Genomic DNA, 21,363 nt, shown 5'->3' with positions numbered 1-21,363 from the left:
CAGTGTTAATCCAACGCTGCCTTTTTCATAAAAAGCCTTAGGAGATGCATTATATGGGAAAAAATATTATTGTTGAATTAAAACATATCAGCAAACGTTTTGCCAAGGTTTTGGCAAATGATGATGTATCTATGGTGATTAAAGAGGGAGAAGTAGTTGCTCTCTTAGGGGAGAACGGTGCCGGAAAAAGTACCATAATGAAAATCTTATATGGACTTTACCACGCTACAGAAGGAGAGATTTTTATTCATCAGAAAAAGGCGGAAATTCGCTCTCCTAAAGAAGCTATGGCTTGTGGAATTGCTATGATTCAACAGCACTTTTCCTTAGTGGAGGCACATACAGTTACCGAGAATATCATATTGGGACATTGCAAAGGAAAGATTGATTTTAAGGAAAAAGAAAAAGAGATTCAAGCTCTTGCTGATCAATATCACTTTGACGTTCCTGCAGGGGAATTGGTAAAGAATCTGACGGTTGGCGCACAGCAAAAAGTTGAAATTTTAAAGGCACTATATCTAAATGCAAAAATTATTATTATGGATGAACCCACAGCAGTACTTACTCCCCAGGAAGCGGATGTGTTAATGAGCTTTGTCCGAGACTATGTAGCTAAGGGAAATTCGATTGTCTTTATCACCCATAAGATGAAAGAGGTTTTAGAAGTATCGGACCGTATCATTGTACTGCGAAATGGAAAAATAAGTGGAACGATAGAAGAAGGGGAGATTCGGACTGTTAAAGAGTCAGAGTTAGTCAATCTGATGATTGGACATGACTTGGAAATTATAAAAGCGCCAACAATGACGGGGACAGATAATCGGAAAAATAGATTAGAGGTAGAACATGTATCTTTAAAATCTAAAGATAATATTCCATTACTGGATAATGTTTCATTTTCGATTAAAGAAGGAGAAATTCTTGGTTTTGCAGGTGTTTCCGGAAATGGACAGCAGGAACTTTGCGAAGCGATTTATGGTGCAAGAAAACTTCATGCAGGAAAGGTGATTCTTGACGGAGAAGAGATTAGCCAATTAGCGGTAAAAGAAAGAATCGAAAAGGGAATAGGATACTTAGCGTCGGATCGTTACAGGTATGGAATGATTTCCGGAATGACACTCTCTGAGAATATTCTTTTAAAAGCCAGTTATCTTAAAAACTGGGTTAAAAATGGAATCATAAAATGGAAAGAATTGAACAATTATACGGAGAATATTATTCAGGAATATAAGGTTAAGGCTCCTGACCATGAAGTTGTGATTGGTAGCTTGTCTGGGGGGAATCAACAAAAAGTTGTCGTGGCCAGAGAAGTGGATAGAGGAGAAAAGTTGATTATATTTGATCAACCTACAAGAGGCTTAGACCTTGGGGCGATTAACTATGTACACAAAACCATTATGAGAGAAAAGAGTAAGGGAAAGAGCATTTTACTGGTATCTACAGAGCTATCGGAAATCTTTGCTCTTTCCGATAGGATTGCTATTTTATACAAAGGGAAAATCATGGGGATTTTTCAAAATGGAGAGCTTAGCACAGAGCAGATAGGATTGTTAATGGCAGGCTATGAATTGAAGGAGGCGTAAATGAAAAAGAAAGAGATTCTTTGTGATTTTTTACTTTGGATTCTTTTCGCAATCCTTTTAGGTCTGACAATCAGCTTTAGTTTTTTACCTTTATTATCAGTGAATCCTTTTCAGGCTCTTACGGTAATGTTTTCAGAAACATTTTCCAGCACATATAATATGGGAAATATTCTGATTAAAACGGCTCCTCTTATTTTAACCGGTTTGGCTTTTACGTTCACCTATAAAGCGAATCTGTATAATATTGGAGCGCAGGGGCAGTTCTATTCCGGCTGCATTTGTGCATCGGCAGTATCTTTAGCACTGGGAGGGAAACTTCCAGGACCAATTGTAATTCTTTTGGCAGGAATGGCTGCTATTTTGGGCGGTGCTGTTGTTGGATTTATAATTGGATTTTTAAAGGCAAAATTCAATGCTAATGAATTTTTGATTAGTATGATGTCCACCTATGTTATCCAATATGTTATGCAGTTATTGCTCAGAACCAGTTTACAGGAATCAAAACATGAGTATTTGAAAACAGACTATTTGGATAAAAGCACCTGGCTGCCAAAAATCATTCCGGGCACCTCTGTTTCCTTGGGAATTGTGATTTCTTTGCTGGTTGCGGTATTGGTTTGGTATGTACTTTATAAGACTTCTTTAGGATTTAGAATTCGGGCAACCGGTTTAAATCAGGATGCTGCCAGAATGTCCGGAATCAGTCCTCAACATCAATATATGCTTGCCTTCGCCATTAGTGGTGCTATTGCAGGACTTGCAGGACTGGTGGAAATCAATGGAATGCAGCATATGCTTCTTACCGGTTTTGATACGCAGATAGGATCTTACGGAATCGGAATTGCCATTTTAGCCAATGCTCACCCGCTTGCGGTTGTGCCGGCTTCTCTACTATTTGGCTTTTTGCAAGTTGGAGGAACGGCATTGGGACATTCAACGGATGCTCCTGCCAGTGTAATTGATCTGCTACAGGGTTTTGTAATGCTCTTCGTGCTTATGTCTTTCTACTTTAGAAGAAAGGCTGAATTAAATAAGCTTAAGAAAAAGAGAATCGTGACAGAGGAGGCCTAGAATGAACAATATAACAAGCCTTTTGGCAAGAGCATTTTTTATGAGTACCCCTCTTATTCTTGGTGCGCTTGGAGAGGTGATTGCAGAGCGAACAGGAATGATGGTTACTGCTGTAGAGGGAATATTTCTCATCGGGGCATGGGGCGGATTCATAGGCGCATACATTAGTGGGAATATATATCTTGGCTTTTTGCTGGCTATGGTGTGTGGCCTCATGGTTGCACTTCTCTATGCTTTAACCACTGTATATATGAACCAGCATCAAATTGTTATGGGAACCGCAATTTCCATTTTAGTCACAGGGTTTTGTACTTTTTTTTATCGAGTTATTTTTGGCATTCAGACTACGCCTCTGAAGGTCGAGGTACTTTCCACAATACAGATCCCGGTGTTAAGTCAAATCCCATTTATCGGGAAAATTCTATTTTCCCAAAATGTTATTACCTATCTGGCGTATCTATTGATTCCGATTATTTTATTTGTGATGAATCATACAGCATTGGGACTTACCCTTAGATCCTGTGGAGAGAACCCGGAAGCTGTTGATACCGCAGGAATAGATATATTAAAGATACGTTTTGTGGCAGTAGCGGTCGCCGGTTGTTTAGGAGGGATTGCAGGCGCGTACTACTCTTTATGTAATGTGGGGATGTATACATCTGAAATTATCAGTGGTCGCGGTTGGATTGCTTTTGGAATTTGCTTTTTAGGAAATTGGAATCCGGTAGGGGCATTGATTTTCGGCACTGTATTTGGCGTATCAGAGGCGATTGGAGTTTATGTAAAAGCTTTAGGTATGAGTACCATACCCAGTGAACTCTTTAGTGCACTGCCTTATGTTTTAGTGATTGTTCTAACGGTTTGTAGGAAGGATCTCAGAGCGCCAAATAAGCTGGGACAGAATTATGTGAAAGAGAATTAATGTATAGAGTTTTGGTATCTGTATCTATACCAAAGCATTTGCTTGGTACAACAATATTTTCATAACAAAGGAGGATATGGTATGAAAAGAAAAGAACGTCTATTTCTAAGTCTTTCACTTGTGGCAGGAATGGCATTGTCCGCATGTGGCGGAGCTGCACAGGAGGCTAAGGATTCTGCTTCACAAGCTCAGACGGAGACAAAAGCAGAAGAAGCAGGGAAAACAGAAGAGACAACAAATGGAACCGGAACAGTGGATAATCCTGAAGAGATTACTGTTCCTGCGGGTACTTTAAGCTTTTGGTCCTTATTTACCGGAGGAGATGGAGATTGGTTTAAACAAATAAAAGACCAATATAATCAAACCAATCCTAAAAATCCGGTGGAGATTATTACGCTTGTCTGGGATGATTATTATACGAAATTACAGACTGCTGTAGCTGCGGGAAAAGGCCCGGATATTGGCATCTCTCATGTTTCTAAACTATATGAGCTTTCCCAGAGTGGTGTTGCGGAGCCATTAGATGATTATTTGAAGAAATTGAATATTGATTTATCAAAGGACTATCAGAAATCCAGTCTTGATTCTGTAAGCATTGATGGGAAAATCTATTCCATTCCCTTGGATACCCATGCTGAGGTAATGTATTACAACACCAGCCTTCTGGAAGAAGTTGGAGTTACGGAAGAGGAACTTCTTAATGTGAAGGATATGGAAGGATTTAAAGATATCTTAAAGAGATGCAAAGAAAAATTACCTGCTGAAATATCTCCATTGGGATTAACACAGTCCGGAGATGATCCCTTTAGAACTTGGTATGCAATTTATTTCCAAATGGGTGGAACGGATTTCATCAATGCAGAGGGGAAAAACACCTTAGATGTAGAGATTGGTAAAAAAGCACTGGAGGAACTGGAAGCACTTTATAAAGAAGGCTATATTCTTCCCGGTATCGATGATAGCCAGGCTTTATTCCAATCCGGTAAAGCGGCTATACTTTTTGGCGGCACTTGGTTAACCGGCGCGTACGAGCAGACTGAAAACCTTAAGTTCAATAACACAACTTTTCCACAATTATTTGGCGATAAGCCATATTGTTGGGCAGATTCCCATACTTTGATTCTTCCCAAAAAAGAAAAAAGAACAGAAGAAGAGACTTTGTCTGCAGTTCAATTTATGGTATATGCGTCAAAAGACGGAGGTATCGTTTGGGCAGGATCCGGACAAATTCCTTCTGCAAATGAAGCTAACCATAGTGAAGAGTATAAAAAACTCAAAGGATATAATGTGATTTCTGAGTTAGAGTATGCAAAATATGCACCACAGAGTGAACATTATTATGGAGGAATGAAAAAAGATTTGATGGATGCAGTAGGCGCATATTTAACAGGCAATAGTTCCTTGGATGAAGCCGGAACTGCTCTTAAAGAGGCTGTGGAAAATAATTTAGATTAAAAAATCATCAAAGAATAGTAGGTAAACTATGAATAGATTGCTATCTGCTCCATATAACAAACATAAAATAGGGAAAAAGCAAGCTGTGGCAATATTATTTATTATGCCTTTCTTCGTGCTCTATTCTATCTTTACAATCTTCCCTGTTTTTCAAGGGATATATGTCAGTTTATGCAATTGGAATTTGATGGGAAAGGCCAGTTTTGTTGGTATAGAAAATTATAAAAAGATGATGCAGGATAAGAATTTCTACTTATCCTGCATCCACACTGTAAAATTTGTGATTTTTTCTGTACCATTCTTGGTTATTTTATCATTTATCCTTGCATTATTGGCAAACAGAGCCGTTTGCTTCCGACGCTTTTTAAGGACGGCATATTACTTACCCGGAGTGCTATCAGTTTCTGTTGCCTCTTATTTGGCCAGTTTTGTTTTTGCACCTTACCGTGGCTTACTAAATGGCCTTTTGCGGTCTTTTCATTTCTTGAATGGTCAGAAGGAGATTTTATGGTTACAAGATTCTAATAAAGTGTGGTTTAGCCTAGTAGCTATGACTTTATGGTGGACTATAGGTTTTTCTATGTTGCTATACTTAGCTGCTTTACAGGATATACCGGAGGTTTTGTACGATGCTGCAAAAGTAGACGGTGCAGCACCGCTCCAAATATTTTGGAAGATTACTGTACCGTTATTAAAACCGACAATTTTCCTTGTGATGATGCTCCAAATTATTGCCAGTTTTAAAGTTTTTGGACAAATTCATTTAATGACAGGTGGAGGACCGGCTAATACTACCCGCTCTTTAATACAATACATATATCAACAAGCATTTGAAAAGAATAAATTAGGCTATGCTTCTGCAATGTCGTATTTCTTATTTGTTGTTTTATGTCTATTGGTATTTATTCAAAGACGTTTTGGAAGACAAGAGGAAGGTTAAGTATGAGAAATAGAACGAAAACAATACAAAGCAATCTTATTTCTGCACTTTCCTTACTTATCGCTTTAATTATGCTTTCTCCGATTATTTGGGGGCTGTTTTGTTCCATTCAATACGAAGGAAAGCAATTTCATAATGTGTTTTCTTGGTTTACACCACCCTATACATTACAAAATTATCCTCAGGTTTTATTGAAAACAGGAGTGTTTCGATGGTTCTGTAATAGCCTGATTGTCGCTGTGGTGACTACTGCATTGTCTGTTCTTGTGTCTACATTAGCGGCGTATAGCATAGCTCATATTTCCTTTAAAGGAAGTGGCTTTTTCTATTTTTATTTCCTTATTGGAATTCTGGTTCCCAGTGAGGCAACGATTATTCCTTTATTTGTATTAATGAGCAAATTAAAGCTAATTGATAGCTATAGCGGTTTGATTTTGCCATCTGTGGCCAGTTCTATGAATTTTGTAATCACTTATAGCTTTTTTAGGTCACTACCAAGAGAACTTTTTGAGGCAGTACGAATCGATGGAGGTGGGGAATGGATAATTTACACTAAAGTCGTCCTTCCGCTTTCAAGACCAATCATTGCGACAATTGCTATCATGAGTTTCATCGCAAGTTGGAATAATTATATTTGGCCACTACTTTGTGTATTTAGCGAAAAACTATATACGCTACCTATCGGGATTCCGACGTTGATTAAGATAGAGAGGCCCGATTTTGTCATTCCAATGTGTATAAACATGGTGGCTTCTTTGCCGATGATTATTTTATATCTAATATTTGAAAAGCAAATTGTTCAAGGAATTAGTACAGGTGGTATCAAAGGATAAAGGAAAAGGAGAATAGCATGAAACATATTGAAAATTATCCCAGACCACAATTAGTAAGAGACTCGTGGATAGAACTAAATGGGGAATGGGACTTTGCTTTTGACAATGAAAAAACCGGAGAAAAAAGCCATTGGGAGATGGGGATACCGCTAGCGGAAAAGAGAAAAATTTTAGTTCCCTTTAGTCCGGAAACAAAAGAAAGTGGAGTACATATTCAGAACCATTCCGGATATTTATGGTATCAGAGAATGCTGCCTGTTAATAAGAAGGAGCTGGAGGGAAAACGATTTATTCTGCATTTCGAGGGCGTAGATTATTTGAGTAAGGTTTATATTAATGGAAAGCAAGTTGGGCAGCATTGCGGTGGCTATTCTCGCTTTTCTGTTGATGTGACAGAGTACATTGAAGATAAAGAGAATATATTGACTGTTTTTGCTATTGACTCTTCGAATATGGAGCAACCTAGGGGAAAGCAAAGATGGGAACAGTATAGTTATGCTTGTTGGTATGTACAAACTTCCGGAATTTGGAAAAGTGTTTGGGGAGAAGTTGTTAATCAAAGATACATTAAAGATGTTAAAATTACCCCCCACTTATATGAACATACAGTAGAAATAGAAGGGCTTGTTGAAGATGTTTGCTTGCTTTCTGTTGAAACAAAGCAATCTAAATGCCCATTGTTTGCCAATGTGAAAGTGAAGTATCAGAATATAGATGTGACAGAGGCTCAAGCGATAGTTCAAGAAGGAAGATTTAAGTTAAAAGTCTATTTGGATAATCCTGCTATAGATCCATTTTTGGTGAAGAGATGGAGTCCTCAGGAGCCTAATCTGTACGATTTGGAGATTAAAATCAAGGAAGAAGATGGAGTGTTAGACTCCGTTTTCAGCTATTTTGGGCTCCGAGAAATAAGGATAGAAGAGGGGAAGTTCCTACTAAATGGCTGTCCATTATACCAAAGGCTGATATTGGATCAGGGGTATTGGAAGGATACAGGATTAACGCCAAAGGACGAAGAAACTTTACTACATGACTTGCAAAAGATTAAAGAAATGGGCTTTAATGGAGTAAGAAAACATCAGAAGATAGAGGACGAGAGATTCCTTTACTTATGCGATACTATGGGTATATTGGTATGGAGTGAATTCCCATCAAATTATCGCTTCAATCAAGAAAGCATTATGGCTTTTACTAAAGAATGGATGGAGGCAGTAAAACAAAATTATAATCATCCCTCTATCATTGCTTGGACGCCTTTCAACGAATCATGGGGAGTATTTGAAATTGAAAAGGAAAAAGCGGAACAGTATTTGACAGAAGGGATATACTATTTGACAAAATCTTTGGATCCATATAGGCCTGTAATCTCTAATGATGGTTGGGAGCACACCAAAACGGATTTGTTGACACTTCATGACTATACGGAAAGAGGTGAGGATTTCTATAAGAGATACAGTGCTTTTATAGAGCAAATGAAGACTACGGAAGAATATCATTGTGGATTTAAATCAGCATTTTCCAATGGATATCAATATGATAAGCAACCAATATTGCTCACTGAGTATGGTGGAATAGCATTTTCCACAAAGGAAAAAGAACAGTGGGGATATGGCAATACTGTAGAAACAGAAGAAGCATTTTTGGAAAGATATGAATCCATAACAAAGGCCATAATAGAACTTCCGTTCTTCCAAGGTTTTTGTTATACACAGTTAACGGATGTGGAGCAGGAAGTAAATGGACTGTTGGATGAAAATCATGAATATAAAGTGTCCCCTGAGGCGATTAGAAAAATTAATCTTACCAGGCCATCTGACGGAAGGTTAATTCATTTATTCGACTAAGATATAAGAATGTTGGAGGCTAAAAAAGCACATTTACCAAGAGGTAAGTGTGCTTTTTATTATAACGAGTATCGCTCGCAAAGTGTTTGTAGATAGTCTTGTGATTGAGGTATTGATTATTTTAAAATCTCTGGCTCTTCCGTTGCGATATAAGCTTCCAAACTATTCTTATCCACTAGGGAGGGAGCGGCTCCTTCTCTTGTGACACTTAGTGCTGCTGCGTAAGTTGCAATACGGATAGCTTGATCCATAGGATAGTCTAGAAGAAGATAAGAAGCTAGGGCACTGATAAAGGCATCGGCGGCTCCTGTGGTATCGATTGCTTTAACTTCTTTGGCGGTATACAGCCCTAATATTCCTTTTCCTTTTGCGAAAAGTCCTTGTTTTCCCAGTGTTATAATCACCATATTTGTCCCTTTTTTTAGAAAGTAATCGGCACACTGTTCTAAGAGGGATTTGTCGCAAGCTTCTTTTGCATGCATCCTCTGTAGTTTTTTGGAAAGCTGAGATTCTTCCGTAGATAAAAGAATCTGTGCCTCCTCTAAATTGGGGAGGAAGATATCTGTTAAGGCAAGGATTTCCGAGTCTATTTGCCTTATGGAGGAAGGCTTCAATAGGACAGGGAGCTTGTAGCTTTTTGCTAAACGGCAAGCGGTCAAGATCGTATCCTGAGGAACTTCGGTATTTAGAAGACATAGATGACTGTCTTTGAAGGCGGAAAGTGCCTCTTCAACATTTTTCTTACTGACAAATTCATTGGCACCGGAAAGGATGGAGATGATAGAATCTCCGTTGTTATTTAGGAAAATATATCCCTTGCCGGTTGATTCTCCGTGGATACGCTTCAAATAGGCGGTATTAACTCCTGCTTGCTTCGCGCTTTCGTAAATGGTATCTGCTTCCAAATCATCTCCAACAAGTCCTATAATGCTGGCGTGATGTCCTAGTTTGCTTACCCCGATGGCTTGGTTCATCCCTTTTCCTCCTAAATAGTTGGAAGAATGACTGGTTTTGGCTGCCATTCCCGGGCTTGGAAGTTCTCGGAAAAATAGATAGGAATCAATATTAACACTTCCCAGCACAAGAACTTTTTTTCTTTGAGCCATAGCGGGGACGGAAATAGATTTAGTGTGGTTTAAATGAAAACTCGGCTGAAAATGCTTTCGCTCCTGTTCTGTATTTTCAGAATGCTCAAGATGCTGAATTAGACAGGAACCAAGGTATTCTCCAAACTCTTCAAAGGGGATCAGTAGGGCTGAGATTTCGGAGAAGTTATGAATATTGCTTTGGTGTTTACATAAGGTAAGCAAGGAAAAGTCATTGGGAATATGCAGATGACGGCTTAGTAATCTTTGATAGATTTGAAAGCTACTTTGGAAGTGCAGAGTTAGTACAGCACTAATACTCCCGCAGGAAATATGGCGGTAAAATTTTTCATTATCTTTACTGAAAATGAATTCTTCCGTAAAAGGAATGGCATTTTGATACAGACAGCTTTTAAAACCTTCAATAAATTCATTTCGAATAGGACTTTCCTTTTCTGCCACAAGGGCGATTTTGGAATGTCCTGCTTGAACCAGATTTTGGGTCAAGAATTCCGCCATACTTTTATAGGAAATGGTAGGCAGAAAATCCGGACCGGGAATATCTTCTTCTGTACTGAAAAGAAAATAGGGCTTTTTACTCTGCTTCAGCTGTGCATAGACTTCGGAAGATGGCTTGGAACTGATAGGATTAAACAGAATGCCGTCAACATTGCTGGAAGCAAGCAATGATAGGTTTTTTAATTCCTGCGTTTTGTTTAAATGGCTTTCCAGCACCGTTATGCCATAACCGTAGGAGCGAGCGACATTCATTAAACCTTTCAGGAGTCGCTCATCGGGAATACAGTCTCGAAAGATAACTCCGAAAATACTGGTTTTTTCGGGATATTGTGTTCGCACAAAAGAGTAAGGTTTGTAATTATGAATTTTTGCAAGGGAAAGGACATGCTCTCTTGTTTGGGGGCTGATATTTGCGTCTTTATGATTCAAAATTTTGGAAACGGTAGATACAGACACACCGGCTAATTGAGCAAATTCTTTAATGGTCATACTTTTTTCTCCTACTGTCAAACTTTTGCTTATCATATAATAAACTTAAGGAATTTAGAACCTTTGATTTTGTTTTCAGGGGGATCTCAATATCTTGAAACTTATTATAATTGTAAGAAACAGACAAAAAAATAAGAGCGAATTGGAAGAAAGCAAAAAAGAATCTTTAAACGTGGAAAACAAGAAGTGCCAAGTATGTGCAAATCGCATATAAATAAGAGAAAAATTAGTTAAAATCAGATAAAATTATTGGCAAAAACATATTGATATTGACACAATTATACCGATTGATATATCTTATGAATAAGAAAATAAGTATAGGAAAATAGTTTCCTATACAAATATTCTAGACTGTGTATAAAAGTGTATATTTTATGAAGGAGGAAAAAAGAGAATGAAAAAGTGTCTGAGTTTGATTCTGGCAAGCTTGCTAAGCTGTTCCTTATTGCTGGGATGCGGAAAGTCTGCAAATGAGGTGGCAGAGTCTAATGCGAACAAGACCGAGGCTACACAGGCTGATGCTAAGGAGGAAAAGTCTTCTGAAAAGTCTGATTCCAAAGAGAAGAAGGGCATTCGTGTTTGTATCGTTTATACAGGTAACTTGGGAGATAAGTCCTACAATGATTCTTGTAATGCCGGTGCGAAGAAGGCAGTTGAGGATTTCGGCATTGAATTAAAGTCTCTTGAAGGAACTACAGCACAGGAATGGGAAGCGAATTTGGTAGCTGCCTGCGAAGAAGGCTATGATCTTATCATAGGCGCTTCTTCCAATATCGCTGATTACATTACAGAACATGCTCCTAACTATCCGGATGTTAAGTTTGCGGTAATTGATACAACCGTTAATCTTGATAATGTAGAATCTATCAGCTTTGCTCAGAATCAGGGTTCCTTCCTTGCCGGTGCTGCAGCAGCCATGTTTACACAGAAAACGGATATTCCTAATGTAAATGATGCTCATGTTATCGGATGGGTTGGCGGAATGGATATTCCGGTACTCCATGATTTCTACACAGGATATGAGCAGGGGGCAAAGTACATCGATCCGGATGTTACTATTTTGCAGGCTTTCGCAGGTTCTTGGACAGACCCCTTAAAGGGAAAAGAATTAACGCTTGCACAATATGAGCAGGGTGCTGATATTGTTATGAATGTGGCTTCCGGAACAGGAACAGGAATTTTGGAAGCTGCAAAGGAAGCTGATAAGTATGCTATCGGAGTAGACTTGAATCAGGACGCTGACCAACCCGGACATGTGGTAACTTCCATGGTGAAGAGAGTAGATAATGCGTGCTACCTTGTTATTCAGTCTGTTGTTGAGGGAACATTTAAGGGTGGATCTACACAGTATCTGTCTTTGGCAGAGGGCGGTGTGAGCTTAACTGATTTCGCAGAGATCAAGAAGTCCTTGGGAGAGAAGTTCCCACAGGATATCGTAGACAAGTGCGAAGAACTGTCCAAGAAGATTATCTCCGGTGAGATTGTAGTGGAAAATTATGAAGGTTTCGGTCCGAAAGCATAAAGCCTGAAACTTTGTGTCGGGCATGGGACTCATTAGGGCTCCCATGCCCTTTCTTTATCAGTTAAATGAGGGAGAGTAATGAGTGAATTTGTTGTAGAAATGAAAAACATCGTAAAATCCTTTGGAGAAGTGCATGCCGTAAAAGATGGACAATTCAACCTGATTAAGGGAGAAATTCATTCATTAATCGGAGAAAACGGAGCAGGAAAGTCTACTATGATGAAACTGCTTTACGGTATGTACCCCATAGATTCCGGTGAGATTATTGTTAAGGGACAGTCCATGGGCAAGTTAGATCCCAAGTTGGCCATTCAACATGGGATTGGAATGGTTCATCAGGAATTTATGCTCGTCAATGATTTGACTGTGTTGGAAAATGTTATTTTGGGCTTTGAACCTAAAAAGGGACTACAGATTGACTTCGATAAGGCAAGAAAAGAGATTCAACACTTTATTGACCAATACAACATGGAGATTCAGCTGGATAAAAAGGTTAGCCAGATTTCCGTGGGAGAAGCACAGCGTGTAGAAATCATCAAAACCCTGATGAGAGGGGCGGACATTATCATCTTGGATGAGCCTACTGCTGTTTTGACTCCTCAAGAAACCAAAAAGCTTTTTGAGATATTAAATAATTTAAAGAAAGAGCAAAAATCTCTGGTGTTTATTTCTCATAAGCTAAACGAAGTTATGGAAATTTCGGATCGTATTTCTGTTATGCGGCAGGGGTTGCATATGGGAATTGTGTCTAAAGAAGAAACTTCTCCACTGGATTTAACCAAGAAAATGATTGGTCGAGAGGTGTTCTTGCATATTGATAAGACTTACGAAAAAGCAGGAAAGAAAATTTTGGATGTACAAGATGTTTGGATTCCAAGCCAAAAGGAAAGCTCCAAAATTCGAGGCCTGTCCTTACATGTGAATGAGGGAGAAATTGTGGGCATTGCCGGTATAGACGGAAATGGGCAATCAGAACTAATTGAGGCAATCACCGGTCTACGTCCTGTGGAGAGGGGGCATATCTTCCTGGACGGAAAGGAAATCACTAACCTTTCTCCAAAAAAAGTACGAGAAGTGGGATTGGCACATATTCCGGAGGATAGAAATACCCGGGGACTGAATAGAACCATGAGTATTGAAGAAAATCTAGTTGCGGTGGAAGTGGACAAAGCACCCTTCAGCAGGGGGATAGTCATGAATACGGCTGCTATGGATCGGCATTCAGAAGAAATGGTGAAGCGTTTTGATATTCGCCCCACGGACTATAAGCTACCGACTTCCTCTCTTTCAGGAGGAAATGCGCAGAAGGTGGTAGTGGCAAGAGAAGTTTCCATGAATAAGAAACTATTGGTGGCGGCTCAGCCTACAAGAGGAGTGGATATCGGTGCCATTGAGTCTATTCAAAAGACTTTGGAGGAGGCGAAGAAGAACGGTGCAGGAGTATTGCTGGTTTCTACGGAGTTGGAAGAAATCACATCCCTTTCCGATCGCATCATTGTTATTCACGAAGGAACGATTACCGGAGAGCTTAGTGCCGGAGAAGCCAATGAAAACAACCTGGGACTTCTGATGATGGGAGGTACGGTGGACCATCAGGTAAAAGAAGACATGACAAAGCAAAAGCCTAAAGTTGATGTAGAAGACCATCAGGCAAAAGAAGGCGTGACGGAACATCAGTTACAGGAAGGAGGAAAGGGAGATGAATAAGTCTTTGAACAGCTTTTTGAAAATATTGTTTACCTTTTTCCTGGCGATTTTGGTGGGAGCTGTCTTTATTCTGGCCATTGGGGAAAATCCTATTGATGCTTATCTGGCATTGTTAAAAGGCGCTTTGGGAACAAAACTGGGAAGAGGAAATGTCATTGCGGGCTTTACTCCTTTACTGCTGACGGCAACAGCATTTGCAGTGGCAGCTAAGGCGGGAGCATTTAATGTCGGAGTAGAGGGGGAAGTAATTCTGGGAGGCATTACTGCTGCTTATATCGGTATCAATTGGGGATTTTTATCTGTACCTCTTTTATATCTTGCCTGCTTTACCGGTGCCATTGTAGTAGCCATGCTATGGGGCTTGATTCCGGCGATTTTGAAGGCTTATTTTAATGTATCGGAAGTCTGTGTAACGATTTTGATGAATACGGTAGCGCTGTATATTGGTTCATATCTGGTTAGTGGACCCATGAGCGCAGGAGTGGCGACTCCTCAGTCCAAGCCTGTGCTGGTAACGATTCCGAAAATCATGAAGCCTTCTTCGGCAAATATGGGGGTTTTTATTGCTATCCTTGTGGTACTGGCAGTCATTTGGATGACTTATAAGACGAAGTGGGGATATAAGATTAGAACGGTGGGAACCAATCCTGCCCATGCGGATTATGCCGGTATTAATTCTAAAAAAGTCTTTATTGGTGCGATGTTACTTTCTGCAGCCCTTGGTGGAGTTGCAGGATGCATAGAGGTTCTTGGTGTACATGGATACTATCTGGACGGTTTTGCAAGGGATTTAGGAACGAATGGTATGTTGGCAGCATTAATTGTGAAGTCAAACATGCTCTTTACTCCGTTTGTGGCTTTTTTCTTGGCGGTACTAAAGGCAGGGGCTATGGCTATGCAGCAGGCTACCAGTGTGCCGAAATCCATTGTAGATACAATTTCAGCGGTATTTATCATTATTGCAACCATGGATTTTGTCATTAGCCTTCGGCAGCGGAGAAAGCTGGAAAAGGAATTAAAAACAGAGATAGCTTCGAATCAGAAAGAGAAAGGAGGGGATAAATAATGTCAGAGAATTTAGGAAAGATCTTTAATCTATCACTGATTTATGCAACCTTCCGTGCATCTACTCCCATTATCTATGCTGCTCTGTGTGCAGCGATAACGCAGCAGGCAAATATTTTAAATATCGGTACTGAGGGAATTATGCTGGTGGGAGCATTTACGGCAGTGGCTGTGAGCTATTTTACCGGTAGCTGGATGCTGGGGATTCTGGCGGCTATGCTTGGTGGAGCTCTCATTGCTATGATTATGGCTGTCAGTCATATTAAGTATAATTCTGAAATTTGTGCCATCGGTATGGGCATAAATCTTTTGGCTATTGCATTAACCAAGTTTATGCTTCAGGTGTTTTTCCATACCAGCGGAAGCTTTTCCAATCCCTCAATCGTTCCCATTCCCAAATTGCATATGACATTTTTGGAAAATATTCCGGTTTTAAATGGCTTGTTTAATGACTGGCGCTTTACGGAATGGTTTGTGATTATCTTTATAATTCTTTTACAGTTTATTTTCTATAAGACGGTATGGGGGTTACGCCTCCGTGCAGTAGGACAATTCCCTATGGCTGCTGAAACTGCGGGAATTCAAGCGAATGCAGTTAAGTATCAAGCTATGCTGATTTCCGGTTTAATCGGTGGATTGGCGGGAGCCCATTTATCTTTGGGTTATAGTACACAGTTTGTGGAAAATATGACCAACAGCCGAGGTTTTATGGGTGTTGCGGCAATGTACTTCGGCGGTGCAAATCCGGTGCTGACAGCGATGGGATGCTTGCTTTTCGGATTTTCCGATTCTGTAGGAGCCAGATTACAGGCCTACGGTATTCCTGCTCAATTTATTTTGATGATGCCCTATATTGTAACCATTGTAGTACTGGCTATTTCCATGGCGGTAAAGATTCAGGCTACCAAGAAAAAGCAATCTTCATTAATTACGAATTAGAGAATGTTATTTGAAATTGAGTTTAGGATTAAGAAAATGGAAGGAATGTTAAAAGAATGAATAAAAGAAAAATTATATTAGATTGTGATCCGGGACATGATGATGCAGTGGCGATAATTCTTGCGGCAAAGAATCCTAATTTGGAACTTTTGGGGATTACTGTTGTTGCAGGAAATCAGACTTTGGAAAATACTCAGAGAAATGCTTTACATTTAGTACAGCATTTAGATCTGAATCTTCCGGTTTATGCAGGTTGCGGTCGACCTATGGTGAGAGATAAGGTGATTGCCGGAGACATCCACGGGGAAACCGGTTTAGATGGTCCTGTATTCGAGGAATTAAATCGGGAAATTGAGGCAGATCATGCTGTTAACTACATCATTAAGACTTTGATGAATTCTCCGGAAAAAATCACTGTGGTTACTACCGGCCCTATGACGAATTTGGGTATGGCTCTTCGTATGGAGCCGAAAATTGTGGATAAGATTCAAGAAATTGTTTTTATGGGTGGTTCCTACGCCAATGGAAATGTAACTCCTGCTGCGGAGTTTAATATATTGGCGGATGCAGAAGCGGCTCATGTGTGCATCTCCTCCGGACTTCCTATCACCATGGTGGGACTGGATGTAACCAGAAAGGCTCTTTGTTATCCGGAAATTGTGGAGCGGATGCGTAAGGTTGGCAACAAGGCTTCGGACTTATTTACGGATCTAATGGCATTTTTCTGTAAAACGCAAAAAGAGGTATATGGTTGGGAGGGTGGCCCTTTGCACGATCCCATTACCATTGCTTACCTGATTGACCCTACGGTTCTGACTACAAAGCCCATGAATGTGACAGTGGACACATCCAGTTCTCAGTCCTATGGCAGAACCAACTGTGATTTCTTTGGCTATATGAAGAAGGAGCCAAATGTCAATGTAGGTATTGATATTGATGTGGAAAAGTTTTGGGACATTGTAGAAGATGGCTTAAAACTATACGACTAATGTGGACAAGATAGTCGGCAATGGGTATCTCCGGGAGGAATACAGTGGAAGCTTTAAAAAAGGTTTTAGAAAAAAACAAACAGAAATATATTGATCGCCTATCGGAGCTCGTGGCGATAGATACTCATGATTTGGGGCATGGGATTGATGGCGGCCTGGAAAAGCAAGGACAGGATTATATGGCGGAGCTCTTTAGGAAGATGGGAGCGGAAGTCACCTTGGATTCCATGAAGGAAGAGGATATTGAAAAATGCTTCTCCCTTTATCTAGAGGGAAACCTGGGGCATCAGCAGACGGACCGATACAATGTTTACGCTCAATTTAACGGAGAAAAGCCCGGTAAAACCCTGATGTTTAACGGCCATATAGATGTAATGCCCGCGGATGAAGTGGAGGAATGGACCACGCCTCCCTTTAGCCCTACGATAAGGGACGGAAAGCTTTACGGAAGAGGTACTGCAGATATGAAGGGGGGGCTGATGGCTGCAACTATGGCGGTAAAGCTTTTGCAGGATGCAGGAATTCCCTTCTTCGGTTCTGTGAAAATCACTTCAGTCTGTGATGAAGAAGGCGGCGGAAACGGCTCCATGCAGGCGATTATGAGCGGGCAGAGGGCGGATGGCGTTGTGGTATGTGAGGGCACCAGCGATGAGCTAATTTTGGCGCATATGGGTTTTGTCTTTTTCAGGGTAAAATTTGCCGGGAAAGCATGTCATTCCGGCGCCAAGCAGAATGGTGTCAGCGCCATAGAAAAAGCAATTAAGGTGATTCAGGCTTTAAATGAGAAGGAGCATGAGTGGCTTTTACACTACAAACATCCTCTATTACCGGCTCCAAACTTAAACGTAGGCCTTATCCATGGAGGAACTGCCGGTTCCACTGTGGCGGAGGATTGTATGTTTGAGGTTTGCGTACATTATCTTCCTAATCAGATGAGTCATAATCAGGTAGTAAAAGAATTCCAAGAAGTAGTGGAAAGAGTGGCTAAATCGGATGCCTGGTTGGAAGAGCATTTACCGGAAGTACAGATTACTCAATTTGGCGGCGGTTTTGAGATGGAGGAGCATTCTTTCTTTGTGGATAGCTTTAAACGAGCTTATTCCGAGGCTAGAGGAAAGGCTGTTAAGGTTGTAGGATCTCCTGCAGGCTGTGATTCTCGCTTATGGAGAAATATTGCCGACTGTCCTACGATACAGTTTGGACCGGGAAATCTAGCCCAGTGTCATGCTGTGGATGAATGGCTGGATTTAGAGGCTTACTTGCAGTCTATCTTGATTTATGCGGAGCTTATTTTGGACTTTTGTCAGGCTTAATACAGTGCTTAATATCTATTAAACAGTGCTATTAAAAGGAATGTGAAAGTTTTAAGAACAAATAGTGAATGAAAAGGAGAGTAAGAACATGGCAAAAAAAGTTTTATTGGCAGGTGAATCATGGATGAGTTATACCACTCATGTGAAAGGCTTTGACAGCTTTTATACTTCCGTTTACGAGACAGGAGAGAAGTATATTAAGAGAGCTTTTGAAGAGGGGGGATATGAGTTTACATTTCTTCCAAATCATTTGGCAACAGAAGAATTTCCTTTCAGCTTGGAAGAATTAAAGCAGTATGATTTGATTATTTTATCGGATATCGGAGCCAATACCCTGCTTTTGCCCGGAGCAACCTTTACCCGCAGTGAAATCATGCCAAATCGCTGTAACTTACTTCGAGACTATGTCTTGGATGGAGGTGCTCTCCTGATGGTAGGAGGATATTTGACTTTCTCCGGTGTGGATGCAAAGGGAAAGTGGCAGGACACTGCCGTACAGGAGGTTTTACCGGTACAGGTACTTGCTACAGATGACCGTATGGAGCATTGTGAAGGGGTTCGTCCTGTTTCTGTGAAGGAACATGCTATCTTTGAGGGATTAGAAAAGACCTGGCCAAGAGTTTTAGGTTACAACAAGACTATCTTAAAACCCGAGGCAGAACTTTTAGCAACAGTATGTGATGATCCCTTTATCGCTTTGGGAGAATACGGTAAGGGAAGATCCGCTGTGTTTACCACGGACTGTGCTCCCCACTGGGCACCACCTGAATTCTGTGAGTGGAAGGATTACAACCGCTTGTTCCAAAATCTTGCACGTTGGCTGACAAAGGAAGCATAACGGGAGAAGCTATGAAGGTTTTAAATTTTGGTTCTTTAAACATAGACTATGTTTACAGTCTGGACCATTTTGTTCAAAAAGGAGAAACGATTTCCTCTGATGCCTTAAACATTTTCCCGGGAGGCAAAGGCTTAAATCAGTCTCTGGCTTTGGGAAGAGCCGGTGTTGCTACTATTCATGCCGGAGCTGTAGGAAAGGACGGAGAATTTCTCCTAAAACTGCTTCAGGAATCAGGAGTGAATATAGACTATGTGCAGTCTTTGGATAGCGTACAAACAGGAACGGCGATTATTCAAAAGGATAAAGAGGGTGATAATTGTATTATTCTCTATAGCGGTGCAAATCATAAAATCACTAAGGAGCAGGTGGAGGATACTATTCGTCATTTTTCTACAGGAGATTTCTTGCTGTTGCAAAATGAAATTAACGAGTTGGAGAGCATTATGAAGCTGGCCCATGAAAAAGGCTTAAAGATTGTGCTGAATCCTTCTCCTATGAATGAAGCAATCTTAGCTTTACCTTTGGAATATGTGGATTATTTTCTTTTAAATGAGGTGGAAGCGGAACAGATTTTAGGCTTGCAGAGTAGCACGAAGGATAGTGAAGAGGTAATTCGGGCCTTACATCGGCAATATCCTACTGCAAAAATTATTTTAACCCTTGGAGGAGAAGGCTCTCTGTATTTTGATGGGGAAAGTATTTATCGTCAAAGAGCTTATAAATCCGAGGTTGTAGATACCACAGCGGCAGGAGATACATTTACCGGATATTTTATCGCAGGCATCTTAAATGGAGAAACGGTTCCGAAAGCAATGGATCTGGCAGCCAGAGCTGCAGGCATAGCAATTTCCAGATTCGGCGCGGCTCCATCCATTCCATTGAAGGAAGAAGTGCTTTCTTTTTCCTTTTCCTAAGTGAACTTAAAGTATAGTAAAAAACCGTACAGATTGTACGGTTTTTTGTGTGAAAAAAATTCATTGAAGGAAGTTCTCTAATCTATAGTTTTGTAAATTAATCCTCTATATAAGGATAGGATTTTCAACAAAACCTCCGATTTCTTTTATTCTAATTCTACAAAATTGTTTATTTCTCTGTGCATTTCATTGACTATAAAGTGAAGTGTGTTTATATTGTATCTAGAATAAACAAAATAGAACATGTAATAAACGTGTATTAACAACAATTAGCACATACTAACACATTTAAATAGATCAACAATCGGAGGAGAAGAATGCCAAAGTGTATTGTCATCGCGGATGATTTAACCGGAGCAAATGCCACGGGAGTTTTACTGAAAAAGATGAATTACAGCGCCTATACGGTTTTGAATGCTGAGCGTTTAGAGCTGTCTATGCTGGAGCAGTGTGACTGCGTTTTATATCCTACGGACAGTAGAGGGATTGATCAGGATCTGGCGTATAGAAGAGTTTCCAATGTTTGTAATCTATTGAAGAACGAAGATACCAAGGTTTACGGCAAACGAATTGACAGTACTTTGCGAGGAAACCTGGGGGCGGAAGTGGATGCCATGCTGGAATCCCTTGGAGAAGATTATGTGGCTATTGTGGTGGCTTGCTTCCCCACCTCCTCCCGTATTGTTCTCGGAGGCTATATGTTGGTGGAGGGGCTTCCGCTTCATAAGACGGACATTGCCATTGATCCGAAAACGCCGGTGAATAATCCTGAGGTGGCTGAGCTGTTCCGAAAGCAGAGCAAATACCCCATTGCCTCTATTTTGATGAAGGATTTACTGCACGGAAAGCATTATCTTGCGGATTGCATGAAGAAGCTGGCGGATGAGGGCAATCGTATTATTGTGGTGGACTGTGTAAGCCAGGAAGACATTGATTTGATTGCAGATGCGGTGGAAACCTCCAAGCTAAAGGTCTTGGCAGTGGATCCCGGTGTATTTACCGCAAGTCTTGTGAGAAAGAGAATTCCTCCCACAGAAAAGAAGGAGAAAAACAAGGTTTTGGCTGTGGTAGGTAGTGTAAATCCTCACACACGACTTCAGCTGGAAGAGCTGTGGCTTTCTCAAAGATGCAAGAACGTTTTTGTGGAAACCAAGGCGCTTTTGGAAGGGGAAGAGCAGTGGGAGCAGGAGGTTCAGAGAGTGGTGGATGCCATTCTACAGGATGTAGATAAGGACAGAGTCTTCACGGTGACAGGGGACGGTATCTATCCGGAAAACCGTGTGGATCTTGGAAAGCTTGCGGAAAGCAGATCCTGCCAAATCGAAGAAATCAGCA

At 40.5% G+C, this 21,363-nt stretch carries 17 protein-coding genes; 16 read left to right on the top strand and 1 reads right to left on the bottom strand.

The features are described from left to right. The first annotated feature begins 53 nt into the window (after positions 1-53). The 7 genes from RYL27_RS02180 to RYL27_RS02150 all read left to right on the top strand — a co-directional run bounded on the left by RYL27_RS02180 (position 54) and on the right by RYL27_RS02150 (position 8,648). Positions 54-1,583, top strand: a complete 1,530-nt coding sequence (locus RYL27_RS02180) for an ABC transporter ATP-binding protein (RefSeq protein WP_314964929.1) — start codon at positions 54-56, stop codon at positions 1,581-1,583. Further along, the gene (locus tag RYL27_RS02175; protein WP_007157136.1) at positions 1,584-2,654 is read left to right on the top strand and encodes an ABC transporter permease; all 1,071 of its coding nucleotides are present in this window, start codon (positions 1,584-1,586) and stop codon (positions 2,652-2,654) included. A gap of 1 nt (position 2,655) precedes the next feature. Beyond that, positions 2,656-3,576, top strand: a complete 921-nt coding sequence (locus RYL27_RS02170) for an ABC transporter permease (protein ID WP_314964927.1) — start codon at positions 2,656-2,658, stop codon at positions 3,574-3,576. Between the two features lie 81 nt (positions 3,577-3,657). Continuing rightward, complete coding sequence (locus tag RYL27_RS02165; protein WP_314964925.1) at positions 3,658-5,031, top strand: extracellular solute-binding protein; 1,374 nt, start codon at positions 3,658-3,660, stop codon at positions 5,029-5,031. A gap of 28 nt (positions 5,032-5,059) precedes the next feature. Further along, entirely contained in the window at positions 5,060-5,971 is a 912-nt protein-coding gene (locus tag RYL27_RS02160) for a carbohydrate ABC transporter permease (protein WP_183682342.1), read from the top strand. Between the two features lie 2 nt (positions 5,972-5,973). Next, positions 5,974-6,804, top strand: a complete 831-nt coding sequence (locus tag RYL27_RS02155) for a carbohydrate ABC transporter permease (protein ID WP_007157132.1) — start codon at positions 5,974-5,976, stop codon at positions 6,802-6,804. 17 nt (positions 6,805-6,821) lie between these two features. Further along, the gene (locus RYL27_RS02150) at positions 6,822-8,648 is read left to right on the top strand and encodes a glycoside hydrolase family 2 protein (protein WP_314964923.1); all 1,827 of its coding nucleotides are present in this window, start codon (positions 6,822-6,824) and stop codon (positions 8,646-8,648) included. Positions 8,649-8,764: 116 nt separating this feature from the next. Here the strand turns inward: RYL27_RS02150 and RYL27_RS02145 are convergent, their stop codons facing one another. Continuing rightward, the gene (locus tag RYL27_RS02145) at positions 8,765-10,741 is read right to left on the bottom strand and encodes a PfkB family carbohydrate kinase (protein ID WP_314964922.1); all 1,977 of its coding nucleotides are present in this window, start codon (positions 10,739-10,741) and stop codon (positions 8,765-8,767) included. A 394-nt stretch (positions 10,742-11,135) separates the two neighbouring features. On the opposite strand from RYL27_RS02145, the gene RYL27_RS02140 reads away from it, so the two are divergent. The 9 genes from RYL27_RS02140 to RYL27_RS02100 form a co-directional block, all read left to right on the top strand. Beyond that, positions 11,136-12,263 (top strand): BMP family lipoprotein, encoded by a 1,128-nt coding sequence (locus RYL27_RS02140; protein ID WP_314964921.1) that lies wholly within the window; start codon positions 11,136-11,138, stop codon positions 12,261-12,263. A 78-nt stretch (positions 12,264-12,341) separates the two neighbouring features. Beyond that, on the top strand, positions 12,342-13,970 hold the full coding sequence (locus RYL27_RS02135; protein ID WP_314964919.1) for an ABC transporter ATP-binding protein: 1,629 nt from the start codon (positions 12,342-12,344) through the stop codon (positions 13,968-13,970). Continuing rightward, entirely contained in the window at positions 13,963-15,036 is a 1,074-nt protein-coding gene (locus RYL27_RS02130) for an ABC transporter permease (protein WP_314964916.1), read from the top strand. The genes RYL27_RS02135 and RYL27_RS02130 overlap by 8 nt, the downstream gene beginning before the upstream one ends. Then, a complete protein-coding gene (locus tag RYL27_RS02125) occupies positions 15,036-15,974 on the top strand; it encodes an ABC transporter permease (RefSeq protein WP_314964915.1) in 939 nt (312 codons plus the stop codon). Before RYL27_RS02130 ends, RYL27_RS02125 begins: the two co-directional genes overlap by 1 nt. 56 nt (positions 15,975-16,030) lie before the next feature. After that, the gene (locus RYL27_RS02120) at positions 16,031-16,963 is read left to right on the top strand and encodes a nucleoside hydrolase (RefSeq protein ID WP_314964913.1); all 933 of its coding nucleotides are present in this window, start codon (positions 16,031-16,033) and stop codon (positions 16,961-16,963) included. 20 nt (positions 16,964-16,983) lie between these two features. Further along, positions 16,984-18,276: a M20 family metallopeptidase gene (locus tag RYL27_RS02115; RefSeq protein ID WP_314964911.1), complete on the top strand. Its 1,293-nt coding sequence runs from the start codon at positions 16,984-16,986 to the stop codon at positions 18,274-18,276. Positions 18,277-18,364: 88 nt separating this feature from the next. Then, positions 18,365-19,114 carry a glutamine amidotransferase gene (locus RYL27_RS02110; RefSeq protein ID WP_040648785.1) on the top strand — a complete coding sequence of 250 codons (750 nt, stop codon included), beginning with the start codon at positions 18,365-18,367 and terminating at the stop codon, positions 19,112-19,114. A gap of 11 nt (positions 19,115-19,125) precedes the next feature. Next, positions 19,126-20,028: a ribokinase gene (locus tag RYL27_RS02105; protein ID WP_040648783.1), complete on the top strand. Its 903-nt coding sequence runs from the start codon at positions 19,126-19,128 to the stop codon at positions 20,026-20,028. A gap of 317 nt (positions 20,029-20,345) precedes the next feature. Next, positions 20,346-21,363 (top strand): four-carbon acid sugar kinase family protein (locus RYL27_RS02100; RefSeq protein WP_314964908.1); only part of this gene is annotated, 1,018 nt, incomplete at its 3' end.

Origin of the sequence: Oribacterium sinus (genome assembly GCF_963537195.1) — a bacterium.
GTDB classification, from domain to species: domain Bacteria; phylum Bacillota; class Clostridia; order Lachnospirales; family Lachnospiraceae; genus Oribacterium; species Oribacterium sinus_A.
This window is presented reverse-complemented; position numbering and strand designations above follow the sequence as displayed.

What these genes read in the sequence shown, in the direction of transcription:
- RYL27_RS02180 (WP_314964929.1), top strand. Translation starts at nt 54, where the DNA reads ATGGGAAAAAATATTATTGTTGAATTAAAACATATCAGCAAACGTTTT.
- RYL27_RS02175 (WP_007157136.1), top strand. Translation starts at nt 1,584, where the DNA reads ATGAAAAAGAAAGAGATTCTTTGTGATTTTTTACTTTGGATTCTTTTC.
- RYL27_RS02170 (WP_314964927.1), top strand. Translation starts at nt 2,656, where the DNA reads ATGAACAATATAACAAGCCTTTTGGCAAGAGCATTTTTTATGAGTACC.
- RYL27_RS02165 (WP_314964925.1), top strand. Translation starts at nt 3,658, where the DNA reads ATGAAAAGAAAAGAACGTCTATTTCTAAGTCTTTCACTTGTGGCAGGA.
- RYL27_RS02160 (WP_183682342.1), top strand. Translation starts at nt 5,060, where the DNA reads ATGAATAGATTGCTATCTGCTCCATATAACAAACATAAAATAGGGAAA.
- RYL27_RS02155 (WP_007157132.1), top strand. Translation starts at nt 5,974, where the DNA reads ATGAGAAATAGAACGAAAACAATACAAAGCAATCTTATTTCTGCACTT.
- RYL27_RS02150 (WP_314964923.1), top strand. Translation starts at nt 6,822, where the DNA reads ATGAAACATATTGAAAATTATCCCAGACCACAATTAGTAAGAGACTCG.
- RYL27_RS02145 (WP_314964922.1), bottom strand. Translation starts at nt 10,741, where the DNA reads ATGACCATTAAAGAATTTGCTCAATTAGCCGGTGTGTCTGTATCTACC.
- RYL27_RS02140 (WP_314964921.1), top strand. Translation starts at nt 11,136, where the DNA reads ATGAAAAAGTGTCTGAGTTTGATTCTGGCAAGCTTGCTAAGCTGTTCC.
- RYL27_RS02135 (WP_314964919.1), top strand. Translation starts at nt 12,342, where the DNA reads ATGAGTGAATTTGTTGTAGAAATGAAAAACATCGTAAAATCCTTTGGA.
- RYL27_RS02130 (WP_314964916.1), top strand. Translation starts at nt 13,963, where the DNA reads ATGAATAAGTCTTTGAACAGCTTTTTGAAAATATTGTTTACCTTTTTC.
- RYL27_RS02125 (WP_314964915.1), top strand. Translation starts at nt 15,036, where the DNA reads ATGTCAGAGAATTTAGGAAAGATCTTTAATCTATCACTGATTTATGCA.
- RYL27_RS02120 (WP_314964913.1), top strand. Translation starts at nt 16,031, where the DNA reads ATGAATAAAAGAAAAATTATATTAGATTGTGATCCGGGACATGATGAT.
- RYL27_RS02115 (WP_314964911.1), top strand. Translation starts at nt 16,984, where the DNA reads ATGGGTATCTCCGGGAGGAATACAGTGGAAGCTTTAAAAAAGGTTTTA.
- RYL27_RS02110 (WP_040648785.1), top strand. Translation starts at nt 18,365, where the DNA reads ATGGCAAAAAAAGTTTTATTGGCAGGTGAATCATGGATGAGTTATACC.
- RYL27_RS02105 (WP_040648783.1), top strand. Translation starts at nt 19,126, where the DNA reads ATGAAGGTTTTAAATTTTGGTTCTTTAAACATAGACTATGTTTACAGT.